This window comes from Parabacteroides faecalis (assembly GCF_022809355.1).
Lineage (GTDB): Bacteria > Bacteroidota > Bacteroidia > Bacteroidales > Tannerellaceae > Parabacteroides > Parabacteroides faecalis.
In genome coordinates, this window is record NZ_JAKZMM010000025.1 from 44,465 (window position 1) to 63,281 (window position 18,817).

An 18,817-nucleotide genomic window follows, 5' to 3' on the forward strand; every position below is an offset into this window, starting at 1 on the left:
TCATTTTATAATATGGCTTTACAAATTACAGACAGCAATTTCGAAGAGTACCTGAACGCAGGTAAACCTATGGTTCTTGATTTCTGGGCAGAATGGTGTGGTCCTTGCCGCATGGTTGCGCCGATTATCGACGAGTTGGCTCAGGAATATGAAGGACGAGTTACTATTGGTAAGATGGACGTTGATAACAACGACGATGTAGTTGGTCAATTCGGTATCCGTAACATCCCTACAGTTTTGTTCTTCAAGAACGGAGAAGTGGTGGATAAGATTGTAGGTGCTACCAGCAAAGACAAATTCGTTCAGAAGATAGAAGCTTTATTATAAGTTTCATAAGGTACAAAGTATAAAAAGCGGGACTGATACAAGATTCGGATGAAAATTCCGGTTGTCGTATCAGTCCCGCTTTTCTGTTTTATCTTTTAAGGTCGGACATTCATTTCAGCGAAACGGGCTCCGGCATTCAGGAAGTGGGCTGTGATCCAGAATACGGTCCAGCTTTCCGAATAGCCACCACGTAATTTATGGACGTTCGACATATCTCCATGCTGGGCAAAGTTGGTCTGTTGTAACTGTTCTCCCTGACTTCCGTAAGGATTCGTCAGTTGGAAGCAACTGCGATACATAACTTTCGCCAGCTTTTTAAGGGATTCATTGTTCAGCCAAATGCCCATTTTATACACTTCGGGTGTGAACATGACTCCATAAATATCAATATGTTGGTTCTGAGGTGAAACGACTGTCCAGCCGGTTGTGCGGAAATGATGATCCGCCATTCGTCCCGGTGGCAACGGAATGTCCCAGACAACGGTATAACTCAGGCATACATCCATGGCATGTTTCGCCCAAGCCAGATACTTTTCCTCCTTCAATACTTCGTAAAGGGAAGCAAATCCTTGGAAAGCTGCCCAGGCTCCTTCTTTATCCTCACAAGTAGCGTCGAGTGTTCCTCCCCAATACGGTTCGCGCATGGTTAAATGTCTTTCCGCAAAAACGGAAGCTGCTTTAACAGCTGCCTCTTTATACGCTTCTTTTCCGAATAACTGGTGAGATAGGATTAATGGAGCGATCAGGAATCCTTCTGCCGTCGAGTAAGGACGCCAGTCGGCTTTCAGGATACGGTTTGCTTGTCCGTCGCAAGCCTTTTTCAGGAATGTTTCCCATTGGCTTGTATTGTATTTCCCACTTTTACGGGCAACTTCGATGGCTTTGGCAATATTATACATGGCTTGTCCGCACGATACCGGATCGCCACCGTGGTATTCTTTCTTGTCGAGGAAATAACCTACCGGAAACATTCCGTCTTCCTTCACCGGATAGGTGGCAAGAAAATCGAGAGACTGTTGTACATAGTCGGTAATCTTCGGATCATTTAATTCTTTATCCAGGCATTGAAGCGCATATCCCAACGATCCGGCTTGTCCGCACCAGCCCATGACGATATCTTTCCGATAACTCTTTTCATACATTCCGAATCCTTTCACATCACCTTCATCCAACCAACGGGTTTGGGCGAAATGATACTTGGCCCGGATAATTTCGTCAAAAGAAGTAAAGGCATCGGCATCGAAAGGCTGGTACATTTCCAGCGCCGTGTAGAGCGGTTGTTCAAATCCGCTTCCTTCTTGCCCGATAGGATATACTTGGATATAAAATTCCTTCTCTACAATACGTCCGGGTTCCATGTCCAGATACGTATCCGTATATTTCATAGGCTGGTGTTGTAACGCTTTGGCCACGCTATGCTGCCGGTTGTATCCAATAGGACCGGAATAAAGAACAAACTCGGTTCGGTCGGCATAGGTTTCAACTCCCATCGACCACCATTGGTCGGCCAAACGGGCTCCTCGTACCGGACTGGGAACAGTATGCAGAGCGGCTGCTTTTAACTTCCCGGCTTGTTCGAGCATACAAAACGGCATCGGGTAACGATGGTCCTCGAAAATGGCAAATTCCCCCGGTTGACTGGTATAAACCGGTATAATCTTGTCGTTTACCTTGGCTCCGGCCGGATTGCCATAGTATAAGATACCTGGCATGAAGGGCTTTAATCCTCCATCTCGCCATTGGAAACGAACGGATAAGGAAGCTTTGCGAAGTGTGTCTTTTCCTGCCCACTGATATCGGCGAATTCCATGGATCAGTCCGTTTTCTTCTAATCGGTAAGCATCCCGGACAAGCATTTCTCCTTGCCCGATTGGCAATTTCCCGGTTAGGATTGTCCAACCGTTTACGTTTTCTTTTTGCGTAGGCGAGCCGTGAACCCAGGCACTCATCCAGTCGTTTTGCCAATCCGTAGCAACCGACCATAAGCCTTCGGCGGGAGATTGCAGTACGTTTTCTCCACTAAGCGTAAAGGCAACGGCATACGTCTGGTTGGCTGTTTGAGTGACTTTCAAGTCGGCTTGTCCGGCTTTTTGTCCGTTTACGGTCCAGCTGGTGCAGAGGCCAAGGACCCACGTCATTACTTTTTTCCACATAATAGCTATCTGTTATTTAGGTTGTTTATATACTTGGTTTGAAACTTTTTGTCAGAAAAACAGGATTTTCCGTAACACGTCTTTTTAAGAAAAAGAACTGTTTTTCCCGTTAGAGGAGCCATTTCCTGCCTAAAAATACGAAGAAAAGGCGATTTTTTACGGGAAAATAGACTTGAAAGTCGTTGTTTTTGAAGAAAAAGGTAGGCAGAAACGGAAACGTTTCCTACTATCTTTTCCTAAAAAGCCGGCGTGTTTTTGTTTTTTCCCGGCATAAATTCTGAAAATTGCCTTTAGCGTGCCTTTTTCATCCTCTATTCTTCCCAAAAATGATCTCAAATCAGTGCTGTTTTTCGTTGACAAATCTCTATTAAAATAGACGAAAAAATAAACACATCCCCCAAAGGCAAGCATCAATTTCTTTCTTGAAATTCATCCTGCAAGTAAATAAGGTTTTTAACAAGCCAAAACGTCAATCCTTAACTCGCTGAGAATCGCCTGTACGGAATCATTCCTGTACTTGTATCCGTAGAACGCAAAAATAGATGACTTCTTTTGACATTTTGACAAAACTGACAAAATGATATCCGTTTTATTTCCGACCGCGTAAGATATGACGTTTCCCCGGAGGACCCGGTAAACGTTCCATCTGAAATCCGGCAGCCTGCATGCCGCGGCGGACATCGCCTTTGGCACAGTAGGTAACTAACACGGCCCCGTTGGCAGCATGAGCATAGAGTTTGTCGTAGAAAGGTTGGCTCCACATTTCCGGTTGCTTTTCCGGTGCAAAAGCATCCATATAAATCAAGTCGATGTCGCTAGGGAAGGCACATTGATTGCTGTCGCCTTCTATTTTATGCAAGGTGAATCGGTCCGACAATGCTACTTCCTGGTTCCAAGGTGCTTGGTGAAGTTCTTGAAAGCGGTCTTTCTGTTCGGGCCAGACAAGCTCTCCATAGTTCAGAGAAGAGACCAAGTTTTCCGACAACGGATACAATTCAATGCTATGATAAATTACCTGCTTGTCGGTCAGAACTTCTTCCAGTTCCTTCCATGTCAGCAAGGCATTCAAACCTGTACCGAAGCCTATCTCCAGTAAATGAATAACCGATTTATCCACCGCATGAAGTCCCGCTTCGATAAAGATATATTTGGATTCCTGCCAGGCTCCGTTGACCGAATGATAATGCTCGTTCATCTCCGGAATAAACAAGGTATGACTGCCGTCGGCCGTTACCTGCAAGACTCTTTCCATATTTTTCTGTTCCATCTTCCTGCAATCTATTATTGGGCAAAGGTAACGGAATATTCATAGACAAGGAAATACAATTCCTTTAAAAGTCGAGTTGCATCATGTCGAAAAACATAGTGCGAGTGTTCCCTGCTATTTCTTCCGGGTCCAACCGTTTGAAACCATTACGTTCATAAAACGGAATAGCTTCGAGATAGGCATCGACTGTCAGGAATCGGAAAGTAGAACTACTAATTTCTTTTTTTAAGCGATATTGAAGAACCACCATCATTTTACGTCCCATACCACAGTTTCTGTATTGTAATGCAATAGCAAAACGTCCAATCTTTACCGCTGGGTAACTTCCAAAATGTTTTGAATGAGGAAAAAGTTTCTTGATTTTTCTCCAAACAGCTTTCGATACCTCTTGTTTAGAAATCTTGTCATTGAATAGGCTAAAATAACCAATAATAACATCCCCATCACATATGAGGAATGTATTGGCTAAACGGTTTTTAGAAAAGGCTTTTGCTTCATTTAATAAAAAACCATTCAATTCGGTATCTCCGCAATCGAATGGCTTCATTTCATAGTCGGAGGTGAGTTGAACTACTTTCATAGACATCAAATACAAATTTCTATTTCTTTACAAATCTCTTTGTACTCTTTCTCCAGTTCTTCCCAATTTTTCCGACGCTCTTCTTGACTCATGTTATCAACTTCCTCCATTAAACGGTCAAAACGTTCTGCGGATTTGCCGTATAAGATAGGTGTCTCTTTAAATGGATACTTTGCTTTCATAGTTATTGTTGTTTACAAGGTTTATGAATGGATACAAAGATAGGGTTTTAGTATTTTACTTCCAATAGATTCTTTCAAAGAATGTTTGTCCTCTTTGAGGTAGATTCAATTTTTATTGTGGTATTTTGGGTAATTGATTTTGTTAATTTCACAATCCGGTAAAACTATTTAATAGAAAAAGATGAGGCAGAAAAGGTTATATCTCTACTTTTGCGCATTGTTGATAGCAGATTATGAGGAGGTGTTGGTTGATAGGAATGGTGGTATGTGCTCAATATGTTCATACCGTTTATGCGCAGACTTGGAGTAAGGAAGATTCTATTCGCCTGGCTAATATCTTGTCGGGTAAGGATACATTGAGACTGAATCCGGAGTTTCAACGTTCTATTCAGAATGGGACGTTCATTAATCTCAATCCGGTAGGGAAGATGAAAAGTGCTTCGTCGAAAGTTCCTTTTACGAAGGATTTCTCCGAATATATCAAATTGGATAAAAGTGTGCTGGTAGAAGGAAAGAAGAGTTGGAAAGACATGCCACCACAGGCGGCCATGCGTGAGCCGATAGAAGTCAAAGAACCTGATTTGAAAGTCAATCCGTTGGTATATACGATTCCCGGACAAGTCAAACAGACGGCCGTTAAACCTACCGGGCATGATTTCAATGATTTTCTTTCCTATTTGTTAAGTCCGAAATACCGGCAGTTTAAGAAGAATGCCAGCCGGAATACGTATAAGATTTATAACGATATCCCGGCTTTGCAGATTTATCAAAAGCAAAAGAAGTTTCGGGAAGAACATCCTGAGCTGATCCTAAAACCCGACAGCCAAGTTACAAAGCCCAAGAAGAAGGCTTTGATAGGTCCGGTGCCCGGATTACATTAGAAAGCTGGCTTTTCCGCTGGTTCGCCGGCAAGCCACCAGTCAATCATACGGCGGGCAATACTTAGTTTGGCCGGAAGTTCGGGTAGATTCTCTTTACTGAAAAAAGAACCGGCGCTTAATTCATCATCTTGAAGCTTGATGGTTCCACTTTCATAATCGGCGAAGAACCCAATCATAATACCGCTTGGATAAGGCCAAGGCTGACTGCCAAAATAGGTGATATTCTTGATCGTGAGTCCGGTTTCTTCCATTACTTCCCGTCGGACACATTGCTCCAGTGTTTCTCCCACTTCCAGAAAACCGGCCACCAGTCCGTGAAAACTTCCTCGGAAATTGCGGGCATGTACCAACAAAACTTCCTCACCCCGACGGATCAATACGATCATGGCCGGAGAAATAACCGGATAAAATTCCTGATGGCAGGAATCGCAGTATTTAGAGATGACCGTATGCCATGCCAAAGGTTTTCCGCAAGCCGGACAAAAACGACTGTTGCGATCCCAATGTACCAGCTGATGCGCCTTTCCTGCTCGTTTGTACCAATCGAGCGGTAAATAATTCCAGCTGGCACGCAAGCCGATCATGATCCATTGTTCATCTTCAGTTATCTCATGCGAGAGTGATGCGGCCCGTGCCGATAACGAAGAATCCAGCACAACTTCAAAGGAGTTGTCTGTACCGAAAGGAGCATTTTCCTGATAAGGAATCTGATAACTGCCATTGTTCTTTTTCAGTAATAGCTTGTCTTGGAAGAACAAGAACCAGTAACAAGCCTTATTTTGCTTTTCCATATCTTTCTATCCTAAAATGAAGTTGCAAATTAAAGAAAACTTATTCGTCTCTCGACTTGTTTATTTATATATTTGCATAAAAGTAATCCTTAATAGATGAATGTTTGGGTAAAAAGAATCTGTATCTTCTGTTTGATACCAATTATATTGGCCATCATACTTTCGATATTATTATACATTCCGGCATTTCAAAACTTTGCAGTGAGACAGGCCACTTATTACGCCAGCAAAAGTACCGGAATGCATATAGGCATTGAACGTATTCGTCTTTCATTCCCGATCCAACTGAATATTCACGGAATAGAAGTTATCCAAGATTCTGTTCCGGCTGATACGTTATTCATGTTGGAAGACTTGAATATCAGTATTCGTCCGATACCCTTACTCAGTAAAGAACTACTGGTGGAATCTGTCGGATTAAAGAACCTTCGGGTCAATACCGGAAACTTGATAGATGGAATTGAAGTAAAAGGCTTTATCGGAGATTTCCTGGCACGGGCGGATCGGATCAGTCTGGCTACGGAGAAAGGAACATTGAATAACTTGGCTTTATCGGATGCAACGGTTACCGTCTTTATGACAGAACCGACAACTCCTCCTGATACAACAGCGTCTGCTCCGGTCAATTGGCTTTTGAAATTAGAGAAAATAGATCTCACCCGTGTAGCCTTGGCTTTACAAATGCCCGGAGATTCACTGCGTATGTCTGGCTTTATCACGGAAGCCCGTTTAAGAGGCGGAGAAATAGATCTAAAGAATGCCAGTTACTTGGCCGATAAATTTACATACGTCGGTTCGGCTTTGAATTATGATACTGGCGAAGCTGCTCCGTTAAAAGGATTAGATCCTTCGCACATTGCTTTATCAGATATAGAAATAGATTTAAGTTCACTGCTCTATGCTGGTCAGACTGTTCGGGCGGATATTAACAAGTTGGTTGCCAAAGAACGTTCCGGATTAGAGATCAAACGTTTTGAAGGACAAATAAAAGGAAATCAAGCATCCTTGGAAATTCCGAAACTGGTTCTGGAAACATTACATTCGGAAGCCGAGCTGAAAGGAAATATACCGTATGCAGCCTTCGCAAAAAAGCCTAAAGACCGGATGGATGTAACATTCTGGGCAGATTTGGGAAAACAGGATATCGTGACGTTGGCTGGTGAGTTGCCCGAAGAAGTCATACGGGCTTATCCGGATACAAGTCTGCGAATCCAGGCAGAGGCAAAGGGAAATTTAGCCGCTTTGGAATTAAATAAGTTGGATGCTCAGCTTCCGGGAGCATTTTCTATCCGGACACAAGGGAAAGGCTCGTCTCTGCAAAACGAGAAGCAAAGAGATGGTGAGGTGGAATTGAAACTTTTTACCGACAACTTGGATTTTCTGTTGGATTTCCTGCCTGAAGAAAGCCGGAGTAACTATCGTATTCCTAAACGGATGATGCTGAGTGGTAACGTACGGCTTGCAGGACAAAAGTATGCCGGGAGTCTGCTATTGCGGGAAGGACAAGGAAAGATCCAACTGAAATCCTTATTTGATGCCCACGAGAATCGTTTTAAGGCTTCCTTTGAGATAGACAGTCTGGAGCCGAATCACTTTATGCCCAATGATTCACTTTATTGGATGACTGCTTCTATTCAAGCAGAAGGACAAGGAACCAATGCATTTGATTCATTGACATGGGTGAATCTGGATGGAAAGATCGGAGACCTTCGTTATGGAAGTTCTTCCATTTCTGATATTACGATAAAAGGATCCTTGAAAGACAACTTTGCCATCTTGGATCTGAATAGTCGTTATCCGTTAGCTGAAATGGATGTGACTTTGAATGCGACCTTGAAGAAGAATTGGATTCAGGCCATGTTGATTGCAGATATGCAACATTTGGATTTGTATGGTTTTCATCTGATGGATAAACCTTTCTCAACATCATTTCAACTGTTTGCTGAGGCTGAGACGGATATGAAAGATCATCATCAGGCTGATTTAACGTTGGGAAACTGGGAAATCGTTACCGAAACGACAAAAGTTAAGCCGAAAACTCTCATCTTGAAAGCCCGTACGGAAACCGATTCTACATTTGTTTCCTTCCATGCCGGCGATTTAGCGATCCGTTTGCAGGGAAATAAAGGATTAAATGGGTTGAGTGAAAACTTTGGAGTGATCTCTAAAGAAATAGACAGGCAGATGGCACAGGACTCAATAGTTCGTTTGGCATTGTTGCGCCCGATGTTACCTGAACTGCAGCTGAAAGTAACAGCTCAGAAAGATAATCCGATTTATAACTTTATGAATATGTATTCCCTCAATTTCCAACAGTTGGAATTAAATATGAATACTTCGCCGGAAAAGGGAATACAAGTAGATGGAGGTGTGTATAAACTGCTGCGGGATACTTTCTTGTTGGATACAATCAAGATGCGTTTATGGCAAGATACCGTGGGTATTTTCTATGAAGCCGGTGTGGTAAAGAACAAGTTCAAGAAACAGGCTCCGTTCTCTGCGATGTTGAGTGGTAAATTATTGACAGGATATGCAGATGCCTTGTTGAAGTTTACTAACGAAAAAGGAAAAACAGGAATTTTGTTGGGTGGTAGTGTCCAGAAAGAAGACGAAGGTGGAGTAAGATTACATTTCTTCCCTTATGAACCTATTTTAGCCTTCAATCCATTTACTTTAAATGAGGATAATTATATTCTGATTCGCAATGAGAAGGATATTTCAGCAGACTTCTTGCTGAAAGGCCGGCAAAATGCATTCTTGCAAATTGATACACATCCGGTGGATAGTGGACTGAATGAAATACATGCAGCTTTAGGACAAGTGGACCTGCATGAAATATCGAAGGGATTTTCTGCATATATGCCGGAGTTGGAAGGTTTGCTGAATGCGGATTTCCAATATATGCCGTCTGACAGTTCTTATACGATGACTGGAGGTATAAGTATTGATTCTCTTCATTATGAAAAGAAGCGGGTAGGTGATTTATTGTTGAGTGCCGTGTATCTGCCTGTTTCGGATAAAGAACATCAAGTTGATATTCATGCCTTCCGAGATACAGAAGAGTTTATGAATTCCTTCGTTTACTATCAAAGCGGCATTAATGATAGTATTGAAGGAACAATGCAGATTACAGATTTGCCGTTAGTCATGCTGAATCCTTTTATTCCGGATGATATGGCTTCTTTGAAAGGTAAGTTGTTGGGTGAAATGAATATATCCGGAACAAGTCAGGCTCCCGATATTCGGGGATTTATGCAATTGGATTCGGCAAGTATGTTTGTTACGGCAGCCAATACGACATTGAAGTTTGATCCGCGTCAGATCGTTGTGGGTGATAATCGTATCCATTTTAATAAGTATCAGATTCTGGCGACCGGACAGAATCCGTTTGTCATAGATGGAACTGTTAATTTCTCCGATCCTTCGAATATGATTGCCGATATGACAATGACTGCCCAAAATATGCAGTTGCTCAATACAAAGCGGAATAAAGAAAGTCTGGTGTACGGTAAAATGTATGTCAACTTGAATTCAACGATAAAAGGACCGCTGAACTCTTTGATCATGCGAGGTGATTTGCATTTGTTGGGTGGAACAAATGTGACGTATGTATTGAAAGATTCTCCATTGACGGTACAAGACCGGTTATCGGGTTTGGTAACATTCACTTCGTTTGAAGAAGATACTATTTTAGGAAAGAGACCGCGGGTTTCGGCATTGCCATTGGGTGGAATGGATATGTTGATGACAATCCATATTGATCAGGCAGTACAGATTAATGCTGATTTAACTCCCGATCAATCCAGTCATGTGAATCTGGAAGGAGGAGGCGATCTTTCTTTTCAGTATACACCGATGGGTGATATGATTCTGAATGGGCGTTATACATTAAGTAGTGGAACGATCAAGTACTCGCTTCCTGTCATTCCGTTGAAAGAGTTTAATGTGCAGAACGGAAGTTATATTCAATGGAGTGGTGATCCTATGGATCCTAGTATGAATATAACGGCAACGGAGAGGATTCGGACTTCAGCAGCCTTGGATGATGGTAGTTCTCGGATGGTAAACTTTGATGTAGGAATCCAATTGACACAACGATTAGAGAATCTAGGATTAAAGTTTATCTTGGATGCTCCTGAAGATGCGGCCATACAGGAACAGTTAGCACGGATGGGTGAAGAAGAGAAGGCTAAACAGGCTGTTAGTATGTTGGTAACAGGTATGTATTTGGCGGGTAGTTCAACTACAGGGAAAGCAAATCTGAATATGGGTGCAGCATTGAATAGTTTCTTGCAGAGTGAAATCAATAATATTGTCGGAAGTGCTGCCAAGTCATTAGATATTAACTTCGGTATGGAAAGTTATGATACCAATGGTGATGGAACCAAACGGACTGATTATTCTTTCCGCTTTGCCAAACGTTTCTATAACGACCGGATTCGGATTGTGTTGGGTGGACGAATTTCTACCGGAGAGGACATTAATCAGGGACAGGCTCAGCCGTTTATCGATAATGTATCTATCGAATACCGCCTTGATCCGAGTGGAACACGTTATGTCAAACTTTTCCATAATAAAGACTATGAGAGTTTGTTGGAAGGCGAATTAACGGAGACGGGTGCCGGTATTGTTTTGCATAAGAAGATGCAATATATGCGGGAACTGTTTATTTTCAAGAGAAACAAGACAAAACCTCAGAAAGAGGAAAACAACAAGGAGAAAACAAAAGAAGATGAAAACTAACTTGTGGATAATATATATCGGCCTGATCTTTCTATCTTTGGTTTCATGCTCGGTTACGAAGCATCTGCCGGAAGATGAAGTTCTCTATACGGGTATTCGAAAGATCGAGATCATGGATCGGGATTCGACTCCTGAAGGTGACGTTACACTTGAGGAAGTCGAGGCTGCTTTGAGTTATCCTCCCAACAATGCGTTGCTGGGAAGTTCGTCTGTCCGTATTCCTTTCCCTTTTGGTTTGTGGATGTATAATGCATTGGTTAATAAGAAAGGGAAAGTTGGGCAATGGCTTTTCCGTAAACTGGCAGCCAAGCCTGTTTATATTACGAATGTCAATCCGGATGTACGAATCAAGGTGGCGGACAACTTATTGAAAGAATATGGATATTTCAATGGAAAGACTTCTTATACACTTGTTCCAAATCCGAAGGATCCGAAGCAGGCGAAGATCGATTATCAGATAAGTATGAAAGATCCTTATACGTATGATAGTATCCAATATGCACAACGTCGTCATCGGACGGATACAATTGTTATGGCAAATGCAACCCGTTCGCTGTTGAAGAAAGGAGATAACTTTAGTGTTACAGTATTGGAAGCCGAGCGTCAGCGTATCAGTACTTTATTGCGTGATAACGGATATTATTATTTCCGTCCGGAATATATCACTTATCAAGCCGATACGGTACGAACTCCTGGAAAAGTATCCTTGAAGGTCGTTTCTTCTAATAACGTACCGAGGGAAGCTTTACGCCCTTGGAACATTGGTAACATAACCGTGGCACTGAATGGTTATAATAACGAGCTGCCAACGGATACGCTGCTTTATAAAGATTTGACGATTCTGTATGAGGAAAAGTTACGGGTTCGTCCGGCTGTGCTTTACCGGAAACTGACGTTTAAACCCGGTGAACGTTATTCTAATACCAAGCAGATGGAAACTCAAACGGCTCTTTCTCGCTTGGGTATTTTTAAGTATGCGGAGATGCAATATATGCCACAAGACACAACTCGTCGTTGTAAAACCCTCGATCTGCGAATTAATACAGCGTATGATTTGCCATTGGATGGAGAGTTGGAATTTAATGTTACGACCAAAAGTAATGATCAGACGGGTCCGGGAGCTATCTTTAGTATGACCAAACGGAATGTATTTGGTGGAGGTGAATCTTGGGGTGTTCAATTGAAGGGTTCGTACGAATGGCAGACCGGTAATCGAGTAGATGGCGCCTCTTCTCTGATGAATAGTTATGAAATGGGATTGAGCAGTACTTTGACTTTGCCTCATCTGCTTTTCCCGGGTTATTTGGAACGTAATTTGAAGTATCCGTCAAGTACTACATTCCGTATCTATACGGATCAAATGAATCGGGCCAAGTTCTTCAAGATGCTTTCTTTTGGAGGAAGTGCTACACTTGACTTTCAAAGCTCGGCTACCAGTCATCATTCAGTAACGCCATTTAAGTTGACATATAATAAATTGCAACATACAACTGCAACTTTCGATTCGATTACGAATGCCAACAAGGCTCTTTATCTGAGTTTAAAGGATCAGTTTATTCCGGCGATGAGTTATACATATACATATGATGACTCTCCGCTTCAAGAGAAGAAGCATCATTTGTGGTGGCAATCGTCAGTTACCCAGTCCGGAAATATATTGAGTGGCTTTTATGCTTTGGCAGGGAAAAGCTTTAAAGAGGAAAACAAGAATTTCTTGGGTAATGTCTTTTCTCAGTTTGTAAAAGTCAGTTCGGAAATTCGTTATGACTATCTGCTGAAAAAGAATCATCATCTGGTTGGTCGTTTGTTGGTTGGTGCCATTTATGGTTATGGTAATGCCGAGAATCACTCAACGCCATATAGTGAACAATTTTATATTGGTGGAGCAAACAGTATTCGTGCATTTACGATTCGTAGTATTGGTCCGGGACGTTTTGTTCCGAATCCCGACAATAAATATGGATATATCGACCAGACAGGAGATCTTAAGTTAGAGGCAAATTTGGAATACCGTTTCCCGATCTTTGGTGATTTACACGGAGCTGCTTTCTTGGATGCCGGTAATATTTGGTTGATCCATGAAGATCCTAACCGTCCTGGCGCACAATTGAAATGGGGAAGCTTCATCAAAGATCTGGCCTTGGGAACTGGAGTAGGTGTTCGTTATGATCTTGATTTTATTGTCGTCCGCGTTGATTGTGGTATTGGTTTGCATGTCCCTTACGATACTGGAAAGAAAGGTTATTACAACATTCCTAAGTTTAAAGACGGACTCGGTTTACATTTGGCTATCGGCTATCCGTTCTAAATGTTTTTGGAAGCTCACAAAAAGAAAAGAGAAGGAATTTCTATTTCAAACTCCTTCTCTTTTCGTAGATCTATTCTTTTGTCAGTCATTTAATGCCAGAAAGTTCTTCAGTGGATTGGCATACATTTCGAGGATTTTCTTCCGCAGGAAATTCTCATCTTTATTGGGGATGACAATCTTGTCGAGCTGCTTCTGTAAATATTCTTCAAATGCTTTCTTGTCTTTCAGTCCGTAATGATCAGAGAATCGGCGTGTGCCGCTTAACAGATCATAAGCTACATAATTATTCGGATAGAAACGATAATGACGATAAATTTCTTTATCAATGATGGATGCAACAGCGGCAAACAATTCGTTCCGGTCCATGTTCGGATCTAACTGATCTAACTGATCATTGATTAGCTGACTGATTGTGAAATGAACGCGACCTTTATTATTTAAGATACCCGTTTCCATATTCAGCAAATCATCTCGCTGCGTCTTATGATATTCCGGATTATCCCGTTTCAGTTGAAATTCTTGTGCTTTCAGGTAATCGCAAGGATCAAATTCATAAGAAATAGCTACAGGAACAATATTTAATGATTTCAGGTTGCCGATAATATCTTTCCCGCCAGCCATGCAGAGCATTTTCAGCACACTGGGTTGGGTACGGTCGTTCGAATCTTTTGCACGGCCTTCCCGTTGGGCAATCCAGATAGATTCTTTGGTGTCTTTGATGGTATGATTAATGTAGGCAGAAAGTGTACCACTTACTTCCAACATTTGGCGGACAGAGACTCCTCGTTTGACAATAAAGCTGTTGTTTAACCGAACGAACGTTTTAATCCATGGACGAATCAGCAGATTATCTCCGATGGCTACTTGTGTCATTCCATAACCTACATCATACAACATGACATTCAAGAAAGACGCATCCAGTACGATATCACGGTGATTAGAAATAAACGTACAAGCCGGTTTTCCTTCTGGCAGACGGCTACGACCCGAAATGGTTAACGAAAAGGTCGTCTTTTTAGCCACTGTCATGACAGCATCATACGCCAAGGTTGACTTAAACTGTTCTTTCGTCTTGCAAGCTCGCATGGCGGTACTCAACTGGTCCCAATCTAAATCAGGTTTGACATACCGGAGCGCGTGCCTAAACTCTTCCGAAGCCAGCAGCTCTTCTATGGCCGCTTGTACTTCATCCTGGTTGAGAGGGCGAATATCCTCAAAATTTGGAGAAACTGTTCCTGTATCCATATCCTTTAGTTTATCTCGTTTTCTATTATATCATTCATCACGTCGGTAATATTTAGTCCGGCAGCCCTTACTTGTTGAGGAATGAAGCTGGTACCCGTCATACCCGGTGTTGTGTTGATTTCGAGCAGACAAGGTTCGCCGTCTGCCGGAATGATGTAATCTACACGGATCAATCCTTTGGCTCCTAACAGATCATAAATTCGCGACGTTTCACTTTGTACCTTCTTTGTCCATTCCGGAGAGATACGTGCCGGAGTTATTTCTTGTACCTGACCATTGTATTTGGCATCGAAATCAAAGAATTCGTTTGATGTTACAACTTCCGTAACAGGGAAAACTACTTCTTTGCCTTTTACTTTGTAGCATCCGCAAGTAACTTCTGTTCCTTCAATGAAGCTTTCAATTACGACTTCCTTTCCTTCGGCGAAGGCTTTGTCGATAGCGGCTGGTAAAGCCGATATTTCCTTTACTTTGGTTACTCCGAAGCTGCTGCCTCCGTCATTAGGCTTAACGAATACCGGAAGACCTAACTTAGCTTCTACTTCTTCGGCTGTGATGTTTTCGCCATGCATGAGGCGGATTGATTTTGCAATCCGTACACCGAAATTATTCAGGTAATGATTACATACATACTTGTTGAATGTCAATGCGCTCACTAACATTCCACAAGAAGAATACGGCAGTCCGATCAAGTCGAAATAACCTTGTAATCGTCCGTCCTCGCCCGGAGTTCCATGGATGGTGATATAAGCAAAATCAAAGCGTTTCTTTTCACCATTTTCAAAGAAGCTGAAATCATTTTTATCAATTGGCGTGTGTTCGCCGTTCGGCAAGCGGACTGACCATTCGTCTTTCTTTACGATGGCAATATATAAATTATATTTGTCTTTATCAATAAAAGAATAGATTCCTTCCGCACTTTTCAAAGAAATCACAATTTCAGAAGAGTCTCCTCCTGCTACAATAGCAATATTCTTTTTCATAACTCTAAGTCTTTAGTTGTTGCATATATGCGCCATTTGTCAATCAGTTCTTGCATGTCTGCAGGAATTTCTGAATCGAAAAAGAGTTCTTTACCAGTTGAAGGATGCACAAATCCCAATGTCTTGGCATGTAAAGCCTGACGAGGACAAATGGTGAAACAATTCTGCACAAATTGTTTGTATTTAGAAAATGTTGTTCCTTTTAATATTTCGTGTCCGCCATATCGCTCATCGTTGAAGAGAGTATGACCAATATGTTTCATATGTACGCGGATCTGATGGGTACGACCTGTTTCCAGCCGGCATTCTACCAGCGTGACATAGCCTAGTCGTTCTAATACCCGATAATGAGTGACGGCATGTTTTCCTTGATCTCCTTCCGGGAAAACCGTCATCTGCAACCTGTCTTTGGGACTTCGTCCGATATTCCCGACCACTGTTCCTTCATCTTCTTGGAATTGTCCCCACACGACAGCCCGATAACAGCGTTTTGTTGTGTGATGATAGAACTGTAATCCCAAATTGCTTTTGGCTTCCGGTGTTTTTGCTATCACTAATAATCCGGAAGTGTCTTTATCGATACGGTGAACCAATCCTAATCGGGGATCAGAAGGGTCGAAGTGTTGTTCATCTCGCAGATAGTAGGCAATGGCATTCAGTAATGTTCCTGAATAATTTCCATGACCCGGATGCACAACCATGCCTGCCGGTTTGTTTACTACCAGCAAGTCTGCATCTTCGTATACAATATTTAAAGGGATGTCTTGAGGGATAATTTCTGTTTCCCGGCGTGGACGATCCATTACGATTTGCACCACATCAAACGGCTTAACCCGATAATTACTTTTTACAGGTTGGCCGTTTACCCAAATACAACCGGCGTCGGCTGCTAATTGGATTCGGTTGCGTGTCGTCCCTTCTAGGCGGGCTACCAAAAACTTGTCAACGCGTAAGAGCGACTGACCTTTATCGGCCGTCACTTTAAAATGTTCATACAAACCGGGCGAAATCTCCGGAGAGGTAATGATGGCAGCCGACTCTTCGTCGTCGAGCAACATATCATCTACCTGTTCTTCATCTATTTCGTCAATAAAGTCTGCCATGATTAAAACCAATTTTCTTCTTCGCTATCCAAGGATTCGACCGGAGCCATGTTCAAACTATCCAATGCCAAGGAGTCTGACTCTTCAAATCCTCCACTAACAACTAATGTAAGGTGGGCATTTAAGGGCACATGCTGGCCTTCATCCAATATTTTCCCGTTCCATTCAACTCCGATGGCCAAATCTTTATAATCACCTGCTACATATTTTACCTCAATGGCCTTGAAGCCGATAGAAGTAAGTAGGGCATAAGCCTGCCGGAATGAAAGATCCTGTACTTCAGGAATACGTGCCATCTGGGATGTCTTCGCATTGATGGTGACGAAAACAATACGTCCTTCCTTAACTTTCGAACCCGGTGTCGGCACGATCTCAACGATAGCTCCCGGATCAACATCTTTGGAAAAAACGGAATCTATAATATTATAGCGAATACCTTTTTCGGCTAGGAATGGAGCCGCTTCTTCTATGGTCATTCCTTTTACGTCAGGAATGACAACAGCTTCATTGTGACGGGTATATATATCCAGCCATACCAATGTGCCGTAGATTAATCCCCATAAGATTAAAACTGCCAAAAGCAGACTAATCACAAAAGGATTCTTTAATATCTTAATAAAGCGATTATTCATATTTTGATCTTCCTTTTGATACAAAGTTCAAAGGTAGGTATAAAAACAAAGAAAGTAAAGGCTTTTGATGAAAAAAACCTTTACTTTCCTTATAGCTTTACAAACAGGATTGATTATCCGTTGTATTCGTCAGATACAGTCAGTTTTGCTCTACCTTTTGCACGACGAGCTGCTAATACACGACGACCGTTAGCGGTAGCCATTCTTGAACGGAATCCGTGTTTGTTCTTTCTTTTTCTGTTAGATGGTTGGAATGTTCTTTTCATTTCTCTATATGATTTTATTTATTATTATTCGCATACTTATTCGGGCTGCAAAGATAGGTTCTTTTTTTGAATAAACAAACAGATGACTGTATTTTATTGTTTATTTATCATCTAAGAACTTTCCAATACGGTCTTCCTCTTCTTATTTTGCAGCTGGCCGACTGTTAATACAGGCCACCTTTGTATAAGTTGTCGAAGTTGGAATGGGATCCTTCTACCAGTTTGGCTTCTTCTCCTTCCGGATTCAATTCAATTGATTTCTTCAGGTCTTCAAAAGCACCAGCTTTGTCGCCTTTCAAGTTTTTGGCTCGCCCTCTTTCCGAATAGAACTTTCCTTGATCCGGAGCATTTTCAATGGCTTCATCGAAAAAGGCGATCGCTTCATCCAACTTGTTTTGGGTTATCAGAAGTCTGCCGATTAATAGAGTTGCCTCTTCATTAAAAGGATTCAGTTCCAATACCTGATGAAAATCGGCATCAGCTTGTTCGATTTCTCCCATCATGGCATGGATTCTACCTTTTAGCAGATACGCCATATCTTCTTCCGGATTCAGTTCGATCACTTTCTGAATATCTTCCAGGGCCTCCGTACCTTGTTGCATTTTCAGCAGGATTTCGGCTCGCAGTTGGTACGCATCCGCAAAATCTTCACGTAAGGTTACGGCTCGTGTCAGGTCGGCGATCGCACCCAACAAATCGTTTGTTACGTGTTTGGCTCTTGCCATCAAGTAGAAAGCTGTTGCATTTTCCGGCTGAATTGCAATGATTGCCTGACAATCGGGGATAACTTCAGTATCTTTTTCAAGCATAAAAAGAACCTGAATACGTGTTAATAAGGTGTCTACGTCATTGGGCTTTAATTCCCGCATCTTATCCAATACGGTTAAAGCCTCTTCCGGCTTTCCGGAAGCAACGTAGGCCGCTACCAGAAACGAACGTGTTTCAAAGTCTTCCTGAATATTTAATGCTTCTTCAAAACAGCGAATGGCGTAAGCTAATTTATGAATCTTTTGTGCGCGTACTCCATCGTATTTTAATATATCAAAATTTTTCTCTTCAATTTTCCGACCTCCTTCGTTTGCCGGTTCTTTAGGTTGTGAAGAAAATAATGATTTAAAAAAGCCCATAATCTTTGTTCTTATAATATATTCGTTGCAAAAATAAAGAAAACAACCTAATAAACAAATATTCTACTTTATTTGAGGCGCTTTTTTTGACAGTTTCGTTTTGATAGAAAGATCGTTACTTTTCAGGGCTGACGCATTACAAACTTCCAGACCTTTTAAAAAGTATTTATCTTTAGAGAGTCAAAGGGATAATAATAAAAATCAAAGAAGTAATGGAAATATTTTCTAT

At 41.9% G+C, this 18,817-nt stretch carries 16 protein-coding genes; 4 read left to right on the forward strand and 12 right to left on the reverse strand.

All coding sequences use genetic code 11. The features are described from left to right. The first annotated feature begins 12 nt into the window (after nucleotides 1–12). Nucleotides 13–327 carry a thioredoxin gene (gene trxA, locus MUN53_RS10650; RefSeq protein WP_022456728.1) on the forward strand — a complete coding sequence of 105 codons (315 nt, stop codon included), beginning with the start codon at nucleotides 13–15 and terminating at the stop codon, nucleotides 325–327. A gap of 95 nt (nucleotides 328–422) precedes the next feature. On the opposite strand, the gene MUN53_RS10655 is transcribed toward trxA, so the two are convergent. From MUN53_RS10655 to MUN53_RS10675, 5 genes are all read right to left on the reverse strand, one after another. Next, entirely contained in the window at nucleotides 423–2,480 is a 2,058-nt protein-coding gene (locus tag MUN53_RS10655; protein WP_243325403.1) for a hypothetical protein, read from the reverse strand. Nucleotides 2,481–2,636: 156 nt separating this feature from the next. Next, nucleotides 2,637–2,804, reverse strand: coding sequence for a hypothetical protein (locus MUN53_RS10660; protein ID WP_243325404.1), 168 nt, complete (start codon nucleotides 2,802–2,804; stop codon nucleotides 2,637–2,639). 265 nt (nucleotides 2,805–3,069) lie between these two features. Beyond that, entirely contained in the window at nucleotides 3,070–3,732 is a 663-nt protein-coding gene (gene mnmD, locus MUN53_RS10665) for a tRNA (5-methylaminomethyl-2-thiouridine)(34)-methyltransferase MnmD (protein ID WP_243325416.1), read from the reverse strand. A 79-nt stretch (nucleotides 3,733–3,811) separates the two neighbouring features. Next, nucleotides 3,812–4,327 carry a GNAT family N-acetyltransferase gene (locus tag MUN53_RS10670; protein ID WP_243325405.1) on the reverse strand — a complete coding sequence of 172 codons (516 nt, stop codon included), beginning with the start codon at nucleotides 4,325–4,327 and terminating at the stop codon, nucleotides 3,812–3,814. Between the two features lie 5 nt (nucleotides 4,328–4,332). Next, a complete protein-coding gene (locus tag MUN53_RS10675; RefSeq protein WP_243325406.1) occupies nucleotides 4,333–4,509 on the reverse strand; it encodes a hypothetical protein in 177 nt (58 codons plus the stop codon). A 233-nt stretch (nucleotides 4,510–4,742) separates the two neighbouring features. On the opposite strand from MUN53_RS10675, the gene MUN53_RS10680 reads away from it, so the two are divergent. Continuing rightward, a complete protein-coding gene (locus MUN53_RS10680; protein ID WP_243325407.1) occupies nucleotides 4,743–5,390 on the forward strand; it encodes a hypothetical protein in 648 nt (215 codons plus the stop codon). Here MUN53_RS10680 and nudC read toward each other — a convergent pair. Beyond that, the gene (gene nudC, locus MUN53_RS10685) at nucleotides 5,387–6,181 is read right to left on the reverse strand and encodes an NAD(+) diphosphatase (RefSeq protein WP_243325408.1); all 795 of its coding nucleotides are present in this window, start codon (nucleotides 6,179–6,181) and stop codon (nucleotides 5,387–5,389) included. The genes MUN53_RS10680 and nudC overlap by 4 nt on opposite strands. A gap of 96 nt (nucleotides 6,182–6,277) precedes the next feature. Between nudC and MUN53_RS10690 the strand changes: the two genes are divergently transcribed. Beyond that, entirely contained in the window at nucleotides 6,278–10,924 is a 4,647-nt protein-coding gene (locus MUN53_RS10690) for a translocation/assembly module TamB domain-containing protein (protein ID WP_243325409.1), read from the forward strand. After that, complete coding sequence (gene tamL, locus MUN53_RS10695; RefSeq protein WP_243325410.1) at nucleotides 10,914–13,232, forward strand: translocation and assembly module lipoprotein TamL; 2,319 nt, start codon at nucleotides 10,914–10,916, stop codon at nucleotides 13,230–13,232. The genes MUN53_RS10690 and tamL overlap by 11 nt, the downstream gene beginning before the upstream one ends. A gap of 81 nt (nucleotides 13,233–13,313) precedes the next feature. On the opposite strand, the gene MUN53_RS10700 is transcribed toward tamL, so the two are convergent. The 6 genes from MUN53_RS10700 to MUN53_RS10725 form a co-directional block, all read right to left on the reverse strand. Continuing rightward, the gene (locus MUN53_RS10700; RefSeq protein ID WP_243325411.1) at nucleotides 13,314–14,477 is read right to left on the reverse strand and encodes a 1-acyl-sn-glycerol-3-phosphate acyltransferase; all 1,164 of its coding nucleotides are present in this window, start codon (nucleotides 14,475–14,477) and stop codon (nucleotides 13,314–13,316) included. A 5-nt stretch (nucleotides 14,478–14,482) separates the two neighbouring features. Further along, nucleotides 14,483–15,460 carry a D-alanine--D-alanine ligase gene (locus tag MUN53_RS10705; RefSeq protein ID WP_243325412.1) on the reverse strand — a complete coding sequence of 326 codons (978 nt, stop codon included), beginning with the start codon at nucleotides 15,458–15,460 and terminating at the stop codon, nucleotides 14,483–14,485. Then, complete coding sequence (locus MUN53_RS10710; RefSeq protein ID WP_243325413.1) at nucleotides 15,457–16,563, reverse strand: RluA family pseudouridine synthase; 1,107 nt, start codon at nucleotides 16,561–16,563, stop codon at nucleotides 15,457–15,459. Before MUN53_RS10710 ends, MUN53_RS10705 begins: the two co-directional genes overlap by 4 nt. Nucleotides 16,564–16,565: 2 nt before the next feature. Continuing rightward, nucleotides 16,566–17,195, reverse strand: a complete 630-nt coding sequence (locus MUN53_RS10715; RefSeq protein WP_022456739.1) for a PASTA domain-containing protein — start codon at nucleotides 17,193–17,195, stop codon at nucleotides 16,566–16,568. A 113-nt stretch (nucleotides 17,196–17,308) separates the two neighbouring features. Next, a complete protein-coding gene (gene rpmH / locus MUN53_RS10720; protein WP_022456740.1) occupies nucleotides 17,309–17,461 on the reverse strand; it encodes a 50S ribosomal protein L34 in 153 nt (50 codons plus the stop codon). A gap of 164 nt (nucleotides 17,462–17,625) precedes the next feature. Further along, nucleotides 17,626–18,588: a tetratricopeptide repeat protein gene (locus MUN53_RS10725; protein WP_243325414.1), complete on the reverse strand. Its 963-nt coding sequence runs from the start codon at nucleotides 18,586–18,588 to the stop codon at nucleotides 17,626–17,628. Nucleotides 18,589–18,817: the final 229 nt, after the last annotated feature.